Here is a 17,324-nt window from a genome sequence, read left to right on the forward strand (position 1 = left end):
CACATTTCACTTGACCGCCGCCTTCGCCTGCACGCCCGCGCGATGCGATGGCGCGAAGAGCCGCAAGCCGCTCGCGAGGCTCGCCGCGCCGGCAAAGAATGCGCCGAGGCCGAGCGCGAGCGTCGGCCCATGCTGGCGTCCGGCGATGCCGAAGCACAGCGCGACCAGCGCGGCACCGGTCGCCTGGCCGATTAGCCGCGCGGTCGCGACGATGCCGCTGGCGCCGCCGCTGCGCTCCGGCGGCGCGCTCGCCATCAGCGCCTTCAGGTTCGGCGACTGGAAAAAGCCGAAGCCCGCGCCGCAGATCGCCATGCGGATGCCGATGTCGAGCACGTGCGGATGGGCGGGCAGCATCGCCAGCGAGGCCATCCCCGCCGACAGCACCGCGAGCCCGACCGCGCCGAGCAGCCCCGGCGGATAGCGGTCCGACAGGCCGCCCGCGAGCGGCGCGGCAAGCGCGACCACGACGGGCCACGGCGTCATCAGGAAGCCGGTTTCGACCTGGCTGCGCAGCAGCACGTCCTCGAAATAGAACGGCAGCGACACGAATGCGAGGCTCTGCGCGGCGAACGAGCAGACGGCCGTCACCGCCGACAGCGCGAACACCGGCCGCTTGAACAGATCGACGGGCAGCATCGGCGCGGAGTGACCCGCCTCGCGGCGAATCAGTAGCAGCCCGAACGCGACGGCGACCGCCGCGGCGCTGAGCACGATCTGCATCGACGCGCGTTGCGCCGCCTCGCCGAGCGCGAAGATCAGCGCGGCGAACGTGACCACGTTGAGCAGCGCCGCCAGCGGATCGAACTGATGCCGGCCCTGCGCGGTATGCGGCAGCGCCGGCATCGCAAAGCTCAGCGCGAGGACGCCGAGCGGCACGTTGACCGCGAACAGCCACGGCCACGTTGCGACCGACAGAATCAGCGACGCCACCGTCGGCCCGACCGCGAACGACACGCCGACGATCAGCGCATTGGTGCCGAGCCCGCGACCGAGCCGATGCGGCGGGTACAGATAGCGGATCAGCGCGGTGTTGACGCTCATGATCGCGCTGGCGCCCAGGCCCTGCACGATGCGCGCGGCGGCGAGCAGCGGCAGCGTCGGCGCCAGAGCGCAGCCGAGCGAACTCAGCGTGAACAGCGCGATGCCGCCGATATAGATACGCCGATGCCCGACGATATCGCCGAGCGCGGCGAGCGGCAGCAGCGTCGCGACCATCGCGAGCTGATACGCGTTGATGATCCAGACCGACGCGGCCGGCGCCGCGTGCAGGTCGCCGGCGATCGCGGGCAGCGCGGTGTTGGCGATCGCGGTATCGAGCGTGGCGAGCGCGACGGCGAGCATGATCGCGGCCATCGCGCGGCGATTGGCGGCCGACATCGGGCCGTCGGCGGGGAGAGCCGGCGTGGAGACGCCGACGGTAGGGCTGAGCTTATCGGACAAGGCGTGCTCGTCGGGTTGGGCATGCCAGCGTCGGCCGCTTCCAGAGAGGCGACGCGCGCACGGCGGTTTTGTTGTGGGCGAGGTGGCGCGCTGTCCGGACCACGGCGGATGAGCGTGGCGGCTGGGGCGGCGCAACGTCGCGATTGTTGCAGAGACGGCACGATCGTGCAGGGAGGCGGGCAGGCTGGCGAAGAACAGGCGCTTGGATCTGACGGCAACGCAACTAACCGTCAACCCCGCCCGACATCTCCAAATCGGCCAAGGCCCCACATCGAATCCCCCACGCGTACGCTCGAACCGTCCGGCAGAACGGGGGGCCCGATGCGATCACACAGTTAGGGAATTCGCGGCTTCATTCGCCCGTCATGCATCGAAAAAATAATCGATGTGCGGTTTTGCACTGCATCCGTGCATCGGCCGCGTGCGATTGCGCGGCAACTGGCGGGTTCAGCGGGCACGGCATATGCGTCATCTTCCGCTCGCGCAGCGATGTGCGAGATCCCCAAAATGTCCTACTCTGTTTTTTTAACCGTTCCGACAGGCACGCGCCTCCCGTCCGTCTTCCGTGCGGTTCGCGTCTGCCGTGTCGAACTTCCCGGAGGCTTCGATGACGACCGTCGATCTGGAATTCGACCAGCTCCACAGTACCGTCGACGCGCTACGGCGCTCAATTTCGAATCGCATGATGTATGGCGTCGGCAAGGACGCCATCACCGCTCACCCGCACGATTGGCTGCATGCGGCCGCGCTGGCCGTGCGCGACCGGCTCGTCGCGCGCTGGATGAAGACCACGCGCCTGCAATACGAGCAGGACGTGAAGCGGGTCTACTACCTGTCGATGGAGTTTCTGATCGGCAGGACCTTTACCAACGCGCTGCTCGCGCTCGGTATTCACGATCAGATGAAGGAGGCGCTCGCGAGCCTCGGCGTCGACATGGACGCGCTGATCGATATCGAACCCGACGCCGCGCTCGGCAACGGCGGCCTCGGCCGGCTCGCCGCGTGCTTTCTCGACTCGATGGCGACGCTCGGCATTCCGGGCTTCGGCTACGGCATCCGTTACCAGTACGGCATGTTCCGTCAGGAAATCGTCAACGGCGAGCAGGTCGAGGCGCCCGACTACTGGCTGCGCGCCGGTAACCCCTGGGAATTTCCGCGGCCCGAGATCAAGTACATGGTGCACTTCGGCGGCCGTACCGTGCAGCGCGGCGAGAAGACCGAATGGATCGACACCGAGCACGTGAACGCGACCGCGTACGACACCGTGATCCCCGGCTACGCGACCGACGCGACCAACACGCTGCGCCTGTGGTCCGCGCGCGCGACCGAGGAGCTCGACCTCGGCGCATTCAATCGCGGCGACTACCGCAACGCGGTCGACACCAAGAACATGTCGGAGAACGTGTCGCGGCTGCTCTATCCGGACGACTCGACGCCGGCCGGCCGCGAGTTGCGGCTGCGCCAGGAGTACTTCTTCGTATCGGCGACGATGCAGGATCTGATCCGCCGCTATCAGCGCACGCACAGCACGTTCGGACGCTTCTCGGAGAAGGTCGCGGTGCATCTGAACGACACGCACCCGGTGCTCGCGATTCCCGAGCTGATGCGCCTGCTCGTCGACGTGCATAACCTGCCGTGGGACAAGGCGTGGAAACACGTGACGCAGATCTTCTCGTACACGAATCACACGCTGATGCCCGAGGCGCTCGAAACATGGGATGTCGAAATGCTGTCGCGCCTGCTGCCGCGCCATCTCGAGATCATCTTCGAAATCAATGCGCAGTTTCTGAAGCATGTCAGCGAACAGTCGGGTCATGACGTCGATATGATCCGCCGCATTTCGCTCGTCGACGAATACGGGCAGCGGCGCGTGCGCATGGCCTATCTGGCGATCGTCGCGAGCCACAAGGTCAACGGGGTGTCGAAGCTGCATTCGCAGCTGATGACGCGCGACATCTTCTCCGACTTCGCGCGCCTCTATCCCGACCGCTTCACCAACGTGACCAACGGCATCACGCCGCGCCGCTGGCTCGCGCAGGCGAGTCCGTCGCTGTCGTCGCTGATCGATGCGCGCATCGGTACGCATTGGCGCAGCAATCTGTTCGAGCTCGAGCAGCTGCGCAATCTGCGCAAGGACGACGAGTTCGTCGACGCGTTCCGTGAGGCCAAACGACAGGCCAAGCTGCGGCTCGTGCACCGGCTCGCGCAGCACACCAAGCTGCACTTCGATCCGAACGCGCTGTTCGATCTGCAGGTCAAGCGCATTCACGAATACAAGCGCCAGTTGCTCAACGTGCTGCACGTGATCGTGCGCTACAACGAGATTCGCGCGAATCCGGAGCGCGACTGGGTGCCGCGCGTCGTGCTGTTCGCGGGCAAGGCCGCGTCCGCGTACCGGATGGCCAAGACGATCATCAAGCTGATCGGCGACGTCAGCGAGAAGGTCAATCACGATCCGCTGATCGGCAACAGGCTGAAGGTCGTGTTCGTGCCGAACTACGGCGTGAGCGTGGCCGAGCTGATCATTCCGGCGGCCGATCTGTCGGAGCAGATTTCGATGGCCGGCACCGAGGCGTCGGGCACCGGCAACATGAAGCTCGCGCTCAATGGCGCATTGACGATCGGCACGATGGACGGCGCGAACATCGAAATCTGCGACGCGGTGGGGCGCGAGAACATCTTCATCTTCGGCCACAGCGCCGACGAGGTGGACGATCTGCGCGCAAGCGGCTACAGGCCGCGGCGGATTTACGAGGAAAACGAAGCATTACGCACCGCGCTCGATCAGATTCGCACGGGCTTCTTCTCGCCGGACGATCCGCTGCGCTTCTCCGATATCTTTCACACACTGGTCGATTGGGGCGATCACTATATGGTGCTCGCCGATTTCGATGCGTTCGCGAAGGCGCAGAACGCAGTGGATGCGCGTTTCGTCAACAAGCACGCGTGGGCCGAAAGCGCGATCGAGAACGTCGCGGGGATGGGGCTGTTCTCGTCGGATCGCACGATCGGCGAGTATGCGCGCAATATCTGGCGCGTGAATCCGCTCAGTCTGGACTGAGCCGGAGAAGCCGTGCGGGGCTGGCGTCGATCAGTCGCGCACGGCTCTTTCATGTTCGATCGACGCGCCGCGTCATGTCTTCGGCGCGGCGGCCGCGGCCTTCGCCCAATGCACGGCCTCGCCGACGCGTTCGACGAACTCGCGATCCGTGCTCATCAGCGCCTCGCGCTCACCGTCGGCCGTCTTGACCATCAACCGATGCGTGACGTCCTGAGTCACCCAGGTCAGCCAGCCGACCACGACCAGCATCGCCCCGGATACGAGTCCCGAAGCCGACTGCAGCACACCGCCGACGATCGCGCCGATCAGCCCCGCCGCCGAGATCACGAGCGGCACGACCTTGTTCTTCTGCACGGTCATGACCCGCACGTCGACGATATCGCGCAGCGGGAAGACCTGACCCGCGGCCGAGAGGGCGTTGCGCGTGACCGACACGCCGCGATCGTTGAATGGGATTTCCATCGTTTCAATGCAAGGGTGGTGAAGCGCGCAGCGTAGCAGACTTCGTCACGGCCAGTGGCGCGACGTCATGGGCCGATTGCATTGCGTCAAGGAAAATCATACTTAGCCTGGACGGATTGGCTAAGATGTCGCAGGTTCGCGCTCGGAGGCCATTCATGACTGTCGGCGTATATGCCACGCTGGTCGCGACGTCTCTCGTGCTGCTGCTCGGCGAAAAGCTCGTGCAATGGATCGGCGTGCTCCGAACCTATTCGATTCCGGCGCCGGTGGCAGGCGGGCTCATCGTCGCGATCTGCGTGCTGATCGCACGCATCACCATCCACGTGCAGGTCAGGTTCGATTCGACGCTGCAGGCGCCGCTGATGCTCGCGTTCTTCTCGACGATCGGCCTGAATGCGCATCTGTCGAATCTGAAGGCGGGCGGGCCGGTGTTGATCCGCTTTCTCGCGCTGGTCAGCGGGCTGCTGATCCTGCAGAACGTGATCGGCATCCTGCTCGCGTTCGCGCTCGGCGTCGATCCGCTGCTCGGCATTCTCGGCGGCTCCGTCACGATGTCGGGCGGGCACGGCACCGGCGCCGCGTGGAGCCAGGTCTTCACCGAACGTCACGGGCTGGAGTCGGCGACCGAAATCGCGATCGGCTGTGCGACCTTTGGCCTCGTGATGGGCGGCGTGCTCGGCGGTCCGGTCGCGCGTCTGCTGATGCGGCGGATCAGCGCCGACGAATTGCTGCGCGTCCAGCAGCTAGCGGACGAAACGCTGGTCTTCGAAGAACCGAAGGCGGAGCAGGCCACCACGCCCGCCGCGATCATCACGACGCTCGCGCTGATCTCGATCTGCCTCGCGGGCGGCGAAGTGTTTGCCGACTGGATCGCGGACACCGTGTTCGAATTGCCGACGTTCGTCTGCACGCTGTTCATCGGCGTGATCCTGAACAACGTGCTCGCGCTCATGCGTGTGCGGATCGACCAGCACGCGGTCGCGCTGGTCGGCAACGTCGCGCTCGCGCTTTTTCTCGCGATGGCGCTGATGCGCCTCGACCTATGGGAGCTTGCCGCGCTCGCGTTGCCGATCATCTCGATCCTCGCGGCGCAGACGCTGCTGATGGCGCTCTATGCGATCTTCATCACGTTTCCCGCGATGGGCCGCAACTACGACGCGGTCGTGTTGTGCGCGGCGCAATGCGGGCTCGGACTTGGCGCGACGCCGACCGCGATCGCGAACATGCAGGCGATCACGAACCGCTTCGGCCATTCCCATATCGCGTTCCTGATCGTGCCGATGACGGGCGCGTTTTTCATGGACATCGTCAACGCGATCGTGATCAAACTGTTTCTCACGCTGCCGTTTTTCCATTGAGCCCGGGCGAATACCATGAGCAACCAACCACACATCGCACCCGACAGCACCGCCGCGCGCGTCGCGCTATGGCGTGCGCTGCACGTGCAGGCCGACGCGCCGCCGCACGTGCTCGAAGACGAAGTCGGCTTGCAATTGCTGGCTCCCGCCGAGGATTGGCGCAGCCGCGGCGACATGGACCCGCGGTTCACGCGGCCGTTTCGCGCGTCGATCGTCGCGCGCGCACGCTTTATCGAGGATCTGGTCGTCGAGCAGGCCGGCCGCGGTGTCGATCAATACGTGATCCTGGGGGCCGGTCTCGACAGCTTCGCGCAACGCCGGCCCGACATCGCGTCGCGGCTCACCGTGTTCGAGGTCGATCCGCCGGGACCGCAAACGTGGAAGCGTGAGCGGCTCAGCGAATTGGGTTACGGCCTGCCGGACTGGCTGCGTTTCGTGCCGGTCGACTTCGAAGCGGGCGATAGCTGGCGGCAGCGTCTCGTCGCCGAAGGCTTCGACGAAAGCAGGCCGGCCGTCGTCGTGTCGACCGGCGTCAGCATGTATCTGACCACAGAGGCGAATGCGGCGACGCTGCGCGAAGTGGCCGGGCTCGCGCGCGGTTCGACGTTCGCGATGACGTTCCTGTTGCCGCTGGAGATGGCGGACCCGGATGTGCGCCCCGGACTCGAAATGGCGGAGAAGGGCGCGCGTGCGAGCGGTACACCGTTCATCAGCTTCTTCATGCCGCAGCAGATGATCGCCATGGCGCGTGAAGCGGGCTTTGACGACGCGCGGCATGTGTCCGCGGCCGATCTGACGCAGCGCTACTTCGCGGCTCGCACGGATGGACTGCGCCCGCCGGCCAATGCGGAGGAACTGCTGGTGGCGAATACTTAGCGGCCGTTGCGGTGGGTTGAATGCGCGATCGCGTTCCTCACGCGGCTATAATCGCGCTCGAACATGGCCTTCGAAGTCTACTCATGAAAAAGATCGCAGCCTTCGCACTCGTCGCATGCGCACTCGCCGCCTGCTCGTCGTCCCCGGAAAAGCAGGCGCAGCGCGCCCAGCAGGAAATCCTTCATAGCGAGCCGAACCTCCGCGCCGCGCAACGCGACGCGGTGATCGACTGCACGCCGGCGAATTGCGATGCCGCGTGGGCGGCGACGAAACGCTATATCGAGCAGCATTCCGACACGCACGTGATCCGCGCGGACGCGGTCGCGATCGATACCGACGTGCCCGACGATTCGGGCAAGGCCGCTTTTTCAGCGACCCGCGCGAACAAGAGCACGGGCGGCGCGACGTTGTCGCTGTTTGCGCAGTGCCGCGGCATGTATGGGCCCGACAGCGCGAAGGGCGACGACTACGACGAGTGCGCCGAGAAGATCCTGAAGACTCAGAACGGCTACGTGCCGTATCTGCGCTCGCACGCATCGGCGCAATAGGCGAGCCGCTACCGGAAAGCGCGGGGCCGCAAACTCGGCGCTCGCGCAGCGATTCGCTGAACCCTCGCCACGATGCGGCGGGAGGCGCTATGCTGATGCGTCTTGGCCTCGCGGAACCCCGTCATGCAAGCTCCTGGCGCCACCGTACCGATCTCGCTCGTCAATGGGTTCCTCGGCAGCGTCGGGACGCGGCCGGATATCGTCGACCGGCACCTGTCCGGCGCGAACATCCCGCGCGCGCTGCTGGACCAGCCTGGCGCGCGCGTCACCGAGGAACAGTTCTCGACGCTCTACCGCTCGCTCGCGATCGAACTCGACGATGAGATGCCCGGCATTTTTTCGCGCCCGCTGCGCAGCGGCGCGCTCAAGTTTCTGTGTCTGAGCCTGCTGGATGCGCCGAATCTCGAAACCGCGATGCATCGGTTCGGCCAGTTCTTCCATCTGGTGCTCGACGACTTCCATTTCGAGTCGCGCCGCGGCGACCTCGTTGCGACGCTGGCCTTGCATCCGGGAAGCACGGGAGCGCAACCGGGCATGCTGGGCCAGGAGCTGATGCTGAAGCTCGCGCATGGGATCGCGTCCTGGCTGATCGGCCAGCGCATTGCGTTGCTCCAGGTGCAGTTCGCCTTTCCTCGTCCTGCTCACGCGCTCGAGTACCTCTATCTGTTTCCCGGACCGGCGAAGTTCGACTGCAATCAGACCTCGATGCAGTTCAGCAGTAGCTATTTCGACCTGCCCGTGCGCCAGCGCAAGGCGAACCTGCGCAGGTTTCTCGCTCGTGCGCCGGAAGACTGGATCTTCGTGTCGTTCAACGAGCAGCTGTTCAGTCATCGCGTGCGGGAACATCTCGCGTCCCGGCTGCCCGACGTCCCATCCATCGAAGAGGCGGCGGAAGGCCTGCACTGTTCGGTCAGAACGCTGTGCCGTCATCTTGCCGCCGAGGGCACGGCGTTCCAGGTGCTCAAGGACGAACTGCGCCGCGACATCGCGATCCAGCGCCTGACCGGCACGCACGAGCCCATCGCCATCATCGCCGGCGACGTCGGCTTCGGCGACCCCACCGCATTCCACAGGGCGTTCCGTCACTGGACCGGCAGCACCCCGGCGGCCTATCGCCGGGGTGGCTGATCTCGTCACATCAAAGCGTCGGTAACCCGTGCCGACGCAGTTCCCACGGGGCGCTTACTTCCTCCGACGTGGCCAGAGATGTCAATAGATCGTCCGGTTTGGACAACCGGGCAGGGCCTCTCCGACGCTACGATTCAGCCATACGTTACCCCGGCCGCATCGGTGCCAGACGGGTGACTTTCCCTACGGACTATCTGATCGGAAGAATGGTAATGAGCTACGTCGCGCCTCTCAAAGACATGCTGTTTGCAATCACGGAACTGGCTGGAATCGACCAACTGGCGGGCTTGCCCGGCTGCGAGGACGCGAGCGCCGATACCGCTCGCGCGGTGCTCGAAGAAGCCGCGCGCCTGCACGAAGGCGTGCTCGCGCCGCTGAACGTGGACGGCGACCGCAACCCGAGCACGTGGAAGGACGGCACGGTGAGCGCCACGGCCGGTTTCAGGGGCGCGTTTCGTCAATTCACCGAAGGCGGCTGGCAGGGTTTGCAACATCCGTCTGAATACGGCGGTCAGGACTTGCCCAAGCTTCTGTCGACGCCCTGCATCGAAATGCTCAACGCCGCCAACCTGTCGCTGGGGCTGTGCCCGCTCTTGACCGACGGCGCCATCGAAGCGCTGCTGACGGCGGGTAGCGAAGAACTGAAGCAGCGCTACGTGACGAAGATGATTTCCGGCGAGTGGACCGGCACGATGAACCTGACCGAGCCGCAGGCGGGCTCCGACCTGTCGCTGGTGCGCACCCGCGCCGAGCCGCAGGGCGACGGCTCGTACCGGATCTTCGGCACGAAGATTTTCATCACATGGGGCGAGCACGATATGACGGAAAACATCGTGCATCTGGTGCTCGCACGTACGCCGAACGCACCGGAAGGTGTGAAAGGCATTTCGCTGTTCGTCGTGCCGAAGTTCCTCGTCAATGAAGACGGCTCGCTCGGCGAGCGCAACGACGTGCATTGCGTGTCGATCGAACACAAGCTCGGCATCAAGGCGAGCCCGACGGCAGTGCTGCAGTTCGGCGATCACGGCGGCGCGATCGGGCAGCTTGTCGGCGAGGAGAACCGCGGTCTGGAGTACATGTTCATCATGATGAATGCCGCGCGCTTCGCGGTGGGCGTGCAAGGCGTGGCGATCTCGGATCGCGCGTACCAGCAGGCCGTCGCGTATGCGAAGGAGCGCGTGCAGAGCCGTCCGGTGGATGGCTCCGCGAAGCAGTCGGTCGCGATCATCCAGCACCCGGACGTGCGCCGCATGCTGTCGACGATGCGCGCACTGACCGAAGGCGCACGCGCGCTGGCCTATGTGTCGGCGTCGCACTGCGATCTCGCGCATCGTCATCCGGACGGCGCGACGCGTGCGAATCATCAGGCGATCTATGAATACCTGGTGCCGATCGTAAAGGGCTGGAGCACGGAGATGTCGCTGGAGGTGACGAGTCTCGGCGTGCAGGTGCACGGCGGCATGGGCTTCATCGAGGAAACCGGCGCCGCGCAGTACTACCGCGACGCGCGCATTCTGCCGATCTACGAAGGCACGACGGCGATTCAGGCGAACGACCTCGTCGGCCGCAAGACCATGCGCGACAACGGCGAGGTGGCCGGGATGCTGCTCGCCCAGATCGACGCGACGCTGGACGCGGTGCAAGAGCACCCCTCGTATGGTACGAACGCGGCTTTCCAGGCGATGCACCGTCATCTGTCCGCCGGCCGCGACGCGTTGCACAGCGCGGTGCGCTACGTGGTCGAGAACGTCAAGAGCGATCCGAATGCGGTGTTCGCGGGCAGTGTCTCTTATCTGATGCTTGCGGGCGTCGTGCTCGCGGGTTGGCAAGTCGCCCGCTCGCTGGTGCTCGCTGCCGACAAGCGCGATGAAGACCCGGGCTTCTACGACGCGAAGATCGCGACCGCGCACACCTACGCGACGCAGATATTGCCCCGTGCGATCGCGCTCGAAGCGACGATCCGCGGCGCTCGCGATGGCGAAGGCGCGCTGGCGCTGCGCGAAGACCAGTTCTGATCGACCAAAGGACGTAATGTCATTCAAAACGATAGGGCCCGGCCCTATCGGTGTGGGAAGGAGAGAGTTGTGAGAGTTCTTGTATCAGTCAAACGAGTGGTCGACTACAACGTGAAGGTCCGCGCGAAGTCGGACGGCACGGGCGTCGATATTGCGAACGTGAAAATGTCGATGAATCCGTTCGACGAAATCGCGGTTGAAGAAGCCGTGCGTCTGAAGGAAGCGGGTGTCGCGACCGAAGTGATCGCGGTGTCGGCCGGTGTGACGCAGTCGCAGGAAACGCTGCGCACCGCGCTCGCGATCGGCGCGGATCGCGCGATCCTGATCGAATCGAACGAAGATCTGCAGCCGCTGGCCGTTGCAAAGCTGCTGAAGGCGCTGGTCGACAAGGAACAGCCTTCGCTCGTCATTCTGGGCAAGCAGGCGATCGACGACGACTCCAACCAGACCGGCCAGATGCTCGCCGCGCTGGCGAACCTGCCGCAGGCGACATTCGCGTCGAAAGTGGTCGTGGCGGATGGCAAGGCAACGGTGTCGCGTGAAGTGGATGGCGGCGCGGAAACGCTGTCGCTGACGCTGCCGGCCGTGATCACGACCGATCTGCGCCTGAACGAGCCGCGCTACGTGACGCTGCCGAACATCATGAAGGCCAAGAAAAAGCCGCTGGAAACGGTGAAGCCCGAAGACCTCGGCGTCGATGTCACGCCGCGTCTGAAGACGCTGATGGTCGCCGAGCCTCCGAAGCGCTCCGCCGGTGTGAAGGTGCCGGACGTGAAGACGCTGGTCGAGAAGCTGAAGACCGAAGCCAAGGTGCTGTGAGGAGACGCAAGAAATGACGAATCTGGTTAATCTGGTAGTAGCAGAACACGACGGTGCGTCGATCAAGGCCGCGACGCTGAATACGATCGCAGCGGCACAGAAGATTGGCGGTGATATTCACGTGCTGGTCGCGGGGCATAACGCGCAGGCCGCGGCGGATGCCGCGGCGAAGATCGCCGGCGTCGCCAAGGTGCTGCTCGCCGACGCGCCGCAACTCGCCGAAGGCCTCGCGGAAAACGTCGAAGCGACGGTGCTGACCATCGCCAGGAACTACTCGCACATCCTCGCGCCGGCTACCGCTTACGGCAAGAACATCGCGCCGCGTATCGCCGCAAAGCTCGACGTCGCGCAGATCAGCGACATCACCGCGGTGGATAGCGCCGACACGTTCGAGCGTCCGATCTACGCGGGCAACGCCATTGCGATCGTGCAATCGGCTGACCCGATCAAGGTCATCACCGTGCGCTCGACCGGTTTCGACGCCGTCGCAGCCGAAGGCGGCAGCGCAGCGGTCGAAAAGATCGAAGCCGCAGCCGACGCAGGCATCTCGCAATTCGTGAGCCGCGAAGTGACGAAGCTCGATCGTCCGGAACTGACGAGCGCGAAGATCATCGTGTCCGGTGGCCGGGGTCTGGGCAATGGCGAGAACTACACGAAGGTTCTGGAACCGCTGGCCGACAAGCTCGGCGCGGCACTGGGCGCATCGCGCGCAGCCGTCGACGCGGGCTTCGTGCCGAACGACTATCAGGTCGGCCAGACCGGCAAGATCGTCGCGCCGCAACTGTATGTCGCGGTCGGCATCTCGGGTGCGATCCAGCACCTCGCGGGCATGAAGGACAGTAAGGTAATCGTCGCGATCAACAAGGACGAAGAAGCGCCGATCTTCAGCGTGGCCGACTACGGCCTCGTCGGCGATCTGTTCACCATCGTGCCGGAACTCGAGCAGGCGCTCGGTTAACCGCCCCCAGCAAGCGGAATAATCATGAACGAGCTGAACGGATACGATTTCGAAGACCTGCAACCGGGTATGAGTGCCCGGTTCGCCAAGACCATCACGGAGGCGGACATTCTGTTCTTCGCGAGCGCGTCGGGAGACATGAACGCGGTTCACATCAACGAGCAGTTTGCGCAAACCACACCCTTCAAGGGGCGCATCGCTCACGGCATGCTGACTGCCAGCATCATCTCCGCGGCGCTCGCGGGGCAACTGCCCGGCCCGGGCACGATCTACCTCGGTCAGAACCTGCGCTTCAAGGCGCCGGTCCGGCCCGGCGACACCGTGCAGGCCGAAGTGACCGTCAAGGAACTGATTCACGACAAGCGCCGCGTGGTGCTGTCCACCGTTTGCACGGTCGGCGGCAAGGTGGTGGTCGAAGGCGACGCCACGGTGATGCCGACAAGCTGCCGCGACCGTGCCGTCGAGGACGCGGCTTGCGCCGTCAGCGACGCATGATAGCGAGCCCCGCCATGAGAATGCCATTCAGCATGCCACAAGAGTTTTCTACGGGCTGGGTCAAGGCCGGCTTCGATTTCTGGCGGTTTTCGCCGCTCAAGGATGAATTCGATGCGTCGGTGCATGACACCGACGGCTCGGACTTCGATTTCGACGGGCCGTTCTCGCGAGGCTCCGTGACCCACACGAGCGCCCACTACCTGCAACAGCAGGCGCAACTGTGGAGCGATGCCGTCGCCGGATTGATCGGCGGGCGCACGGAGTTGAAGGCGGTCGCCGAGCCCGAGCAGGGAGACCGGCGCTTTCACGCCGACGACTGGTCCAGCAACGGCTGGTACAGCCTTCTGAAACAGAGCTATCTGATCAACGCCAGGACGCTCGCGGACTTCGTCGAGGCAAGCGCGCTCGACGAAAAGGGCAAGCACAAGCTGCGCTTTTTCATGCGCCAGTTCATCGACTTCGCCAGCCCCGCGAATTTCCTCGCGACGAATCCCGAGGTCCTCCGGGAGGCAGTGGAATCGGGCGGCTCGAGCGTGCTGTCGGGCGTCACGCATCTGCTCGACGATCTGGGCAGCGGCTCGATTTCGATCACCGACCGAAGCGCGTTCGAAGTGGGCCGTAGCGTCGCCACGTCCAGTGGCGCGGTGGTTTATGAAAACGATCTGTTTCAGCTGATCCAGTACGATCCGCTGACTTCGAAGGTCGCCGCGCGGCCGCTCGTGATCGTTCCGCCGTGCATCAACAAGTTCTACATTCTGGATCTGCAGCCCGAGAATTCGTTTGTGCGCTTCGCCTGCGAGCAGGGCCTGACGGTGTTCGTCGTGTCGTGGCGCAACCCGCAGCAGGACATGGCGCAGACCACGTGGGACGCCTACCTCGAGGACGGCGTGATGCAGGCGCTCAAGGTGGCGCGTGAGATTAGCCGGGCCGACCAGGTCAATGCATTGGGCTGGTGCGTGGGCGGCACGATGCTGTCGTCGGCGCTGGCGGTCATGCGTGCGAACGGCGACGACTCGGTGGCGAGCCTGACACTATTGACGGCACTGCTCGACTTCACCGATCCGGGCGATCTCGGCGTGTTCATCGACGAGCAGGGCGTGGCGATGCGCGAGCATACGATCGGCCGCGGCGGCCTTTACCCGGGCCGCGAACTCGGCTTCGTATTTCAGGCGCTGCGTGCCAACGATCTGATCTGGCCGTACGTCGTGAACAACTACCTGAAAGGCAAAACCCCAACCGCGTTCGATCTGCTGTACTGGAACGCGGACACGACCAATCTGCCCGGTCCGATGTACAGCTTCTATCTGCGCAACATGTACCTCGAAAACAGTCTGCGCGTGCCGAACAAACTGACGTTCTGCAACACGCCGGTGGATCTCGGCAACGTCGATATCCCAAGCTATCTGATGGCGGCCGAGGAAGATCACATCGTGCCGTGGCGATCCGCCTATCAGTCGACGCAGCTACTGGGTGGTCAAACCGAGTTCGTGCTCGGGGCGAGCGGCCATATCGCGGGTGTGATCAATCCGGCGTCGAAGAACAAGCGCAGCTACCGGACCAACGATACCTGCAACGAGAACGCCGACGAGTGGCTCGCGACGTCGGTTCAGCAGCGCGGCAGCTGGTGGAATCACTGGATGGAATGGGTCAAGCAGCATTCCGGAGAGCAGGTCGAAGCGCGCACCAAGCTCGGCAATAGGAAGTACAAGGCTATCGAGAGCGCACCGGGCCGCTACGTGAAAGTTCGCGCCGCATGAGCGGACGGTGATAGCGTGTGCGGCAACGACGGAGTGTGATGTTTAGTGCATCGCACTCCGTTTTTTTTCGTCGTCACTTCGCATGGCTCGCGCGCCAGTCGCGCGGCGTCATGTGGAAGCGCGACACGAACCAGTTCGTGAACGATCCCTGTTGCGCGTAGCCGAGCAGTGCCGAGACGCGTCCGATCGGATAGGTGGGATTGCTCATGTAGCGCACCGCGAGTTCGCCGCGGACTTCCTCGACCTGATCCGAAAAGCTGGTGCCGGCCGAACTCAGCTGCCGTTGCATGGTGCGCACGCTCAGATGCAAATAACGTGCAACCAGCTCGGCGTTCGCCTGCTCGAGCGGCAGCAGCAGGTAGATCGCCTTGCGCACTTCCAGTGCGGCCGATTCTGCGGCGCTCGCGTTCTTGGGCGAGGCGAGGCTCTCCGCATAGCGCACGAGTTCAGGATCGGCCAGCGGATTCGGGTAGTCGAGATCGGCGCTCGCGCAGACGAAGCCGTTGAAGTCGCTGCCGAACTGCAGCGGACAACCGAAGAAGCGCCGATGAAACGTCAGGTCCGCGGGGGCGGCGTGTGTGAAATGGAGCTCTCGCGGTTTCCAGAACTTGCCGAGCAGAGCGCTGGAGTGCCGCGCGAGGACGCCGAGTGCCAGTTCGATCGCCTGCTTCGTCGGGGTACCCGGTGCGACGACGAGTTCCTCCCGAATGGTGACCGTCTTGTCCGCGTCCTCGACGTACACCGCCAGCGCTTCGTTGAGCAGATGACGGTATTCGGCCGCGGCCAGCAACACTTCGCGCAGCGTGCGCTTGTGCGCGAGCAGGACATTGATCACGCCGCTGCCGAAGGTCTGCCGCGTTTCCGCCATTTGCAGCGCGAGGGTCGGGCACGACGCCTTCTCGGCCGTCATTTCGAGCAGCCGGCAACAGGCGGTGGCCGATACGCGATCGTCCGGATTCGCGAGCGCGCCGGCATCGATGCCGGCCTGTTTCGCGAGTTCGACCGGGTTCAGTCCAAGCCGTCGCGCCACCTCGAAATAACCGCTCATGGCTACCGACGTCACCATCGTTTCCATCGTAGTTTCTCCGGACGATTCAAACGCTGAGTCTTTTTCTGGTCATTAAACGCTTGCTTCGCGCAATTATTGGTGTTAACGCGCAGTGGCACGAATCGCTAAAAGGATGGCGTCCAATCATAAAAGTGTAGCGCTTGATTCCCGTATCGTGTGCACATGTCGTTCGATGTGTTCCAGCGAATTTTCATGCGACCTCGCGATAGCGGAACACCGTCACTCACAACTGGATGGAGGCAATCAAATGCAATTTCTCGACGATTCGCTGCACCCCGAGAATCAGGACAAGGTAGTCATCACCACTGCGCCGTACGGCCCGGAATGGATGCCCGCGGACTTCCCGGAAGACATCCCCGTGACGATGGACCAGCAGATCCAGAAGGCCGTCGATTGCTACAACGCCGGCGCCACGGTACTGCACCTGCACGTGCGCGAACTGGACGGCAAGGGCTCGAAGCGGCTGTCGAAGTTCAATGAACTGATCGCGGGTGTGCGTACCGCTGTGCCCGACATGATCATTCAGGTCGGCGGCTCGATCTCGTTCGCACCGGAAGACGACGGACAGGCCGCGAAGTGGCTGTCCGACGATACGCGCCATATGCTGGCCGAGCTCGATCCGAAGCCCGATCAGGTGACGGTCGCGATCAATACCACGCAGATGAACATCATGGAGTTGCTCTATCCCGAGTATCTGGCGGGAACCTCGCTTTCCAACCCCGCGTTCATGGCCGCCTACAGCGAAATGACGGTTCCGGCCGGTCCCGCATGGGTCGAGGAGCATCTGCGCCGCCTGCAGGCTTCGGGCATCCAGCCGCACTTTCAGCTCACCGGCATTCACGCGCTCGAAACGCTCGAGCGCCTCGTGCGCAAGGGCGTCTACAAGGGCCCGCTGAACCTGACGTGGATCGGCATCGGTGGCGGCTTCGACGGCCCCAACCCGTTCAACTTCTTCAACTTCGTGCATCGCGCGCCGGATGGCTCCACGGTCACCGCCGAGTCGCTGCTGAAGAACGTGCTGCCGTTCAACATGATGGCGATGTCGATGGGCCTGCATCCGCGCTGCGGCATCGAGGACACGATCATCGATCAGCACGGTAAGCGCTTCACGTCGGTGCAGCAGATCGAGCAGTGCGTGCGCGTCGCGCGCGAACTGGGCCGCGAAATCGCCACTGGTAAAGAAGCGCGCGAGATCTATCGTATTGGTGTGCAGTACGAGACGGTCGAAGAAACGCTCAGCGCCAACGGGATGGCGCCGAACCGCCAGGCCGGCGTCAGGAACCTGCCGCTTCGCGCGGCGTGAATGCCAGAAGTCCGGGCCGACGCGTTGGCCGAGGC

At 64.2% G+C, this 17,324-nt stretch carries 14 protein-coding genes; 11 read left to right on the forward strand and 3 right to left on the reverse strand.

Going from position 1 to position 17,324, the window contains the following annotated elements; all coding sequences use genetic code 11:
• Window positions 1-6: 6 nt before the first annotated feature.
• Window positions 7-1,377 carry an MFS transporter gene (locus tag G5S42_RS16350; RefSeq protein WP_176110540.1) on the reverse strand — a complete coding sequence of 457 codons (1,371 nt, stop codon included), beginning with the start codon at window positions 1,375-1,377 and terminating at the stop codon, window positions 7-9.
• A gap of 670 nt (window positions 1,378-2,047) precedes the next feature.
• Between G5S42_RS16350 and G5S42_RS16355 the strand changes: the two genes are divergently transcribed.
• Window positions 2,048-4,501 (forward strand): glycogen/starch/alpha-glucan phosphorylase, encoded by a 2,454-nt coding sequence (locus G5S42_RS16355; RefSeq protein WP_176107703.1) that lies wholly within the window; start codon window positions 2,048-2,050, stop codon window positions 4,499-4,501.
• A gap of 72 nt (window positions 4,502-4,573) precedes the next feature.
• Here G5S42_RS16355 and G5S42_RS16360 read toward each other — a convergent pair whose 3' ends face one another.
• On the reverse strand, window positions 4,574-4,963 hold the full coding sequence (locus G5S42_RS16360; protein WP_176107704.1) for a DUF6232 family protein: 390 nt from the start codon (window positions 4,961-4,963) through the stop codon (window positions 4,574-4,576).
• Between the two features lie 155 nt (window positions 4,964-5,118).
• Here G5S42_RS16360 and gltS point away from each other — a divergent pair, with 155 nt between their 5' ends.
• From gltS to phaC, 9 genes are all read left to right on the forward strand, one after another.
• A complete protein-coding gene (gene gltS, locus G5S42_RS16365) occupies window positions 5,119-6,321 on the forward strand; it encodes a sodium/glutamate symporter (RefSeq protein ID WP_176107705.1) in 1,203 nt (400 codons plus the stop codon).
• A 15-nt stretch (window positions 6,322-6,336) separates the two neighbouring features.
• A complete protein-coding gene (locus G5S42_RS16370) occupies window positions 6,337-7,197 on the forward strand; it encodes a class I SAM-dependent methyltransferase (protein WP_176107706.1) in 861 nt (286 codons plus the stop codon).
• An 83-nt stretch (window positions 7,198-7,280) separates the two neighbouring features.
• The gene (locus tag G5S42_RS16375) at window positions 7,281-7,745 is read left to right on the forward strand and encodes a hypothetical protein (protein ID WP_176107707.1); all 465 of its coding nucleotides are present in this window, start codon (window positions 7,281-7,283) and stop codon (window positions 7,743-7,745) included.
• Window positions 7,746-7,868: 123 nt separating this feature from the next.
• The gene (locus tag G5S42_RS16380; RefSeq protein ID WP_176107708.1) at window positions 7,869-8,873 is read left to right on the forward strand and encodes an AraC family transcriptional regulator; all 1,005 of its coding nucleotides are present in this window, start codon (window positions 7,869-7,871) and stop codon (window positions 8,871-8,873) included.
• A gap of 212 nt (window positions 8,874-9,085) precedes the next feature.
• Window positions 9,086-10,888, forward strand: coding sequence for an acyl-CoA dehydrogenase (locus tag G5S42_RS16385; RefSeq protein WP_176107709.1), 1,803 nt, complete (start codon window positions 9,086-9,088; stop codon window positions 10,886-10,888).
• A gap of 69 nt (window positions 10,889-10,957) precedes the next feature.
• On the forward strand, window positions 10,958-11,707 hold the full coding sequence (locus G5S42_RS16390) for an electron transfer flavoprotein subunit beta/FixA family protein (protein ID WP_176107710.1): 750 nt from the start codon (window positions 10,958-10,960) through the stop codon (window positions 11,705-11,707).
• 22 nt (window positions 11,708-11,729) lie between these two features.
• Window positions 11,730-12,665: an electron transfer flavoprotein subunit alpha/FixB family protein gene (locus G5S42_RS16395; RefSeq protein ID WP_176110541.1), complete on the forward strand. Its 936-nt coding sequence runs from the start codon at window positions 11,730-11,732 to the stop codon at window positions 12,663-12,665.
• Between the two features lie 24 nt (window positions 12,666-12,689).
• Window positions 12,690-13,160 (forward strand): MaoC family dehydratase, encoded by a 471-nt coding sequence (locus G5S42_RS16400; protein WP_176107711.1) that lies wholly within the window; start codon window positions 12,690-12,692, stop codon window positions 13,158-13,160.
• Window positions 13,161-13,174: 14 nt separating this feature from the next.
• The gene (gene phaC, locus G5S42_RS16405; RefSeq protein ID WP_176107712.1) at window positions 13,175-14,917 is read left to right on the forward strand and encodes a class I poly(R)-hydroxyalkanoic acid synthase; all 1,743 of its coding nucleotides are present in this window, start codon (window positions 13,175-13,177) and stop codon (window positions 14,915-14,917) included.
• Window positions 14,918-14,990: 73 nt separating this feature from the next.
• Here phaC and G5S42_RS16410 read toward each other — a convergent pair whose 3' ends face one another.
• The gene (locus tag G5S42_RS16410; protein ID WP_176107713.1) at window positions 14,991-15,992 is read right to left on the reverse strand and encodes an AraC family transcriptional regulator; all 1,002 of its coding nucleotides are present in this window, start codon (window positions 15,990-15,992) and stop codon (window positions 14,991-14,993) included.
• A 241-nt stretch (window positions 15,993-16,233) separates the two neighbouring features.
• Here G5S42_RS16410 and G5S42_RS16415 point away from each other — a divergent pair, with 241 nt between their 5' ends.
• Window positions 16,234-17,289, forward strand: a complete 1,056-nt coding sequence (locus G5S42_RS16415) for a beta-keto acid cleavage family enzyme (RefSeq protein ID WP_176107714.1) — start codon at window positions 16,234-16,236, stop codon at window positions 17,287-17,289.
• Window positions 17,290-17,324 lie beyond the last annotated feature (35 nt).

It is taken from the genome of Paraburkholderia youngii, from assembly GCF_013366925.1.
GTDB lineage: Bacteria > Pseudomonadota > Gammaproteobacteria > Burkholderiales > Burkholderiaceae > Paraburkholderia > Paraburkholderia youngii.

Coding starts and splice junctions, on each gene's coding strand:
- G5S42_RS16350 (WP_176110540.1), bottom strand. CDS start 1,377: ATGTCGGCCGCCAATCGCCGCGCGATGGCCGCGATCATGCTCGCCGTC.
- G5S42_RS16355 (WP_176107703.1), top strand. CDS start 2,048: ATGACGACCGTCGATCTGGAATTCGACCAGCTCCACAGTACCGTCGAC.
- G5S42_RS16360 (WP_176107704.1), bottom strand. CDS start 4,963: ATGGAAATCCCATTCAACGATCGCGGCGTGTCGGTCACGCGCAACGCC.
- gltS (WP_176107705.1), top strand. CDS start 5,119: ATGACTGTCGGCGTATATGCCACGCTGGTCGCGACGTCTCTCGTGCTG.
- G5S42_RS16370 (WP_176107706.1), top strand. CDS start 6,337: ATGAGCAACCAACCACACATCGCACCCGACAGCACCGCCGCGCGCGTC.
- G5S42_RS16375 (WP_176107707.1), top strand. CDS start 7,281: ATGAAAAAGATCGCAGCCTTCGCACTCGTCGCATGCGCACTCGCCGCC.
- G5S42_RS16380 (WP_176107708.1), top strand. CDS start 7,869: ATGCAAGCTCCTGGCGCCACCGTACCGATCTCGCTCGTCAATGGGTTC.
- G5S42_RS16385 (WP_176107709.1), top strand. CDS start 9,086: ATGAGCTACGTCGCGCCTCTCAAAGACATGCTGTTTGCAATCACGGAA.
- G5S42_RS16400 (WP_176107711.1), top strand. CDS start 12,690: ATGAACGAGCTGAACGGATACGATTTCGAAGACCTGCAACCGGGTATG.
- phaC (WP_176107712.1), top strand. CDS start 13,175: ATGAGAATGCCATTCAGCATGCCACAAGAGTTTTCTACGGGCTGGGTC.
- G5S42_RS16410 (WP_176107713.1), bottom strand. CDS start 15,992: ATGGAAACGATGGTGACGTCGGTAGCCATGAGCGGTTATTTCGAGGTG.
- G5S42_RS16415 (WP_176107714.1), top strand. CDS start 16,234: ATGCAATTTCTCGACGATTCGCTGCACCCCGAGAATCAGGACAAGGTA.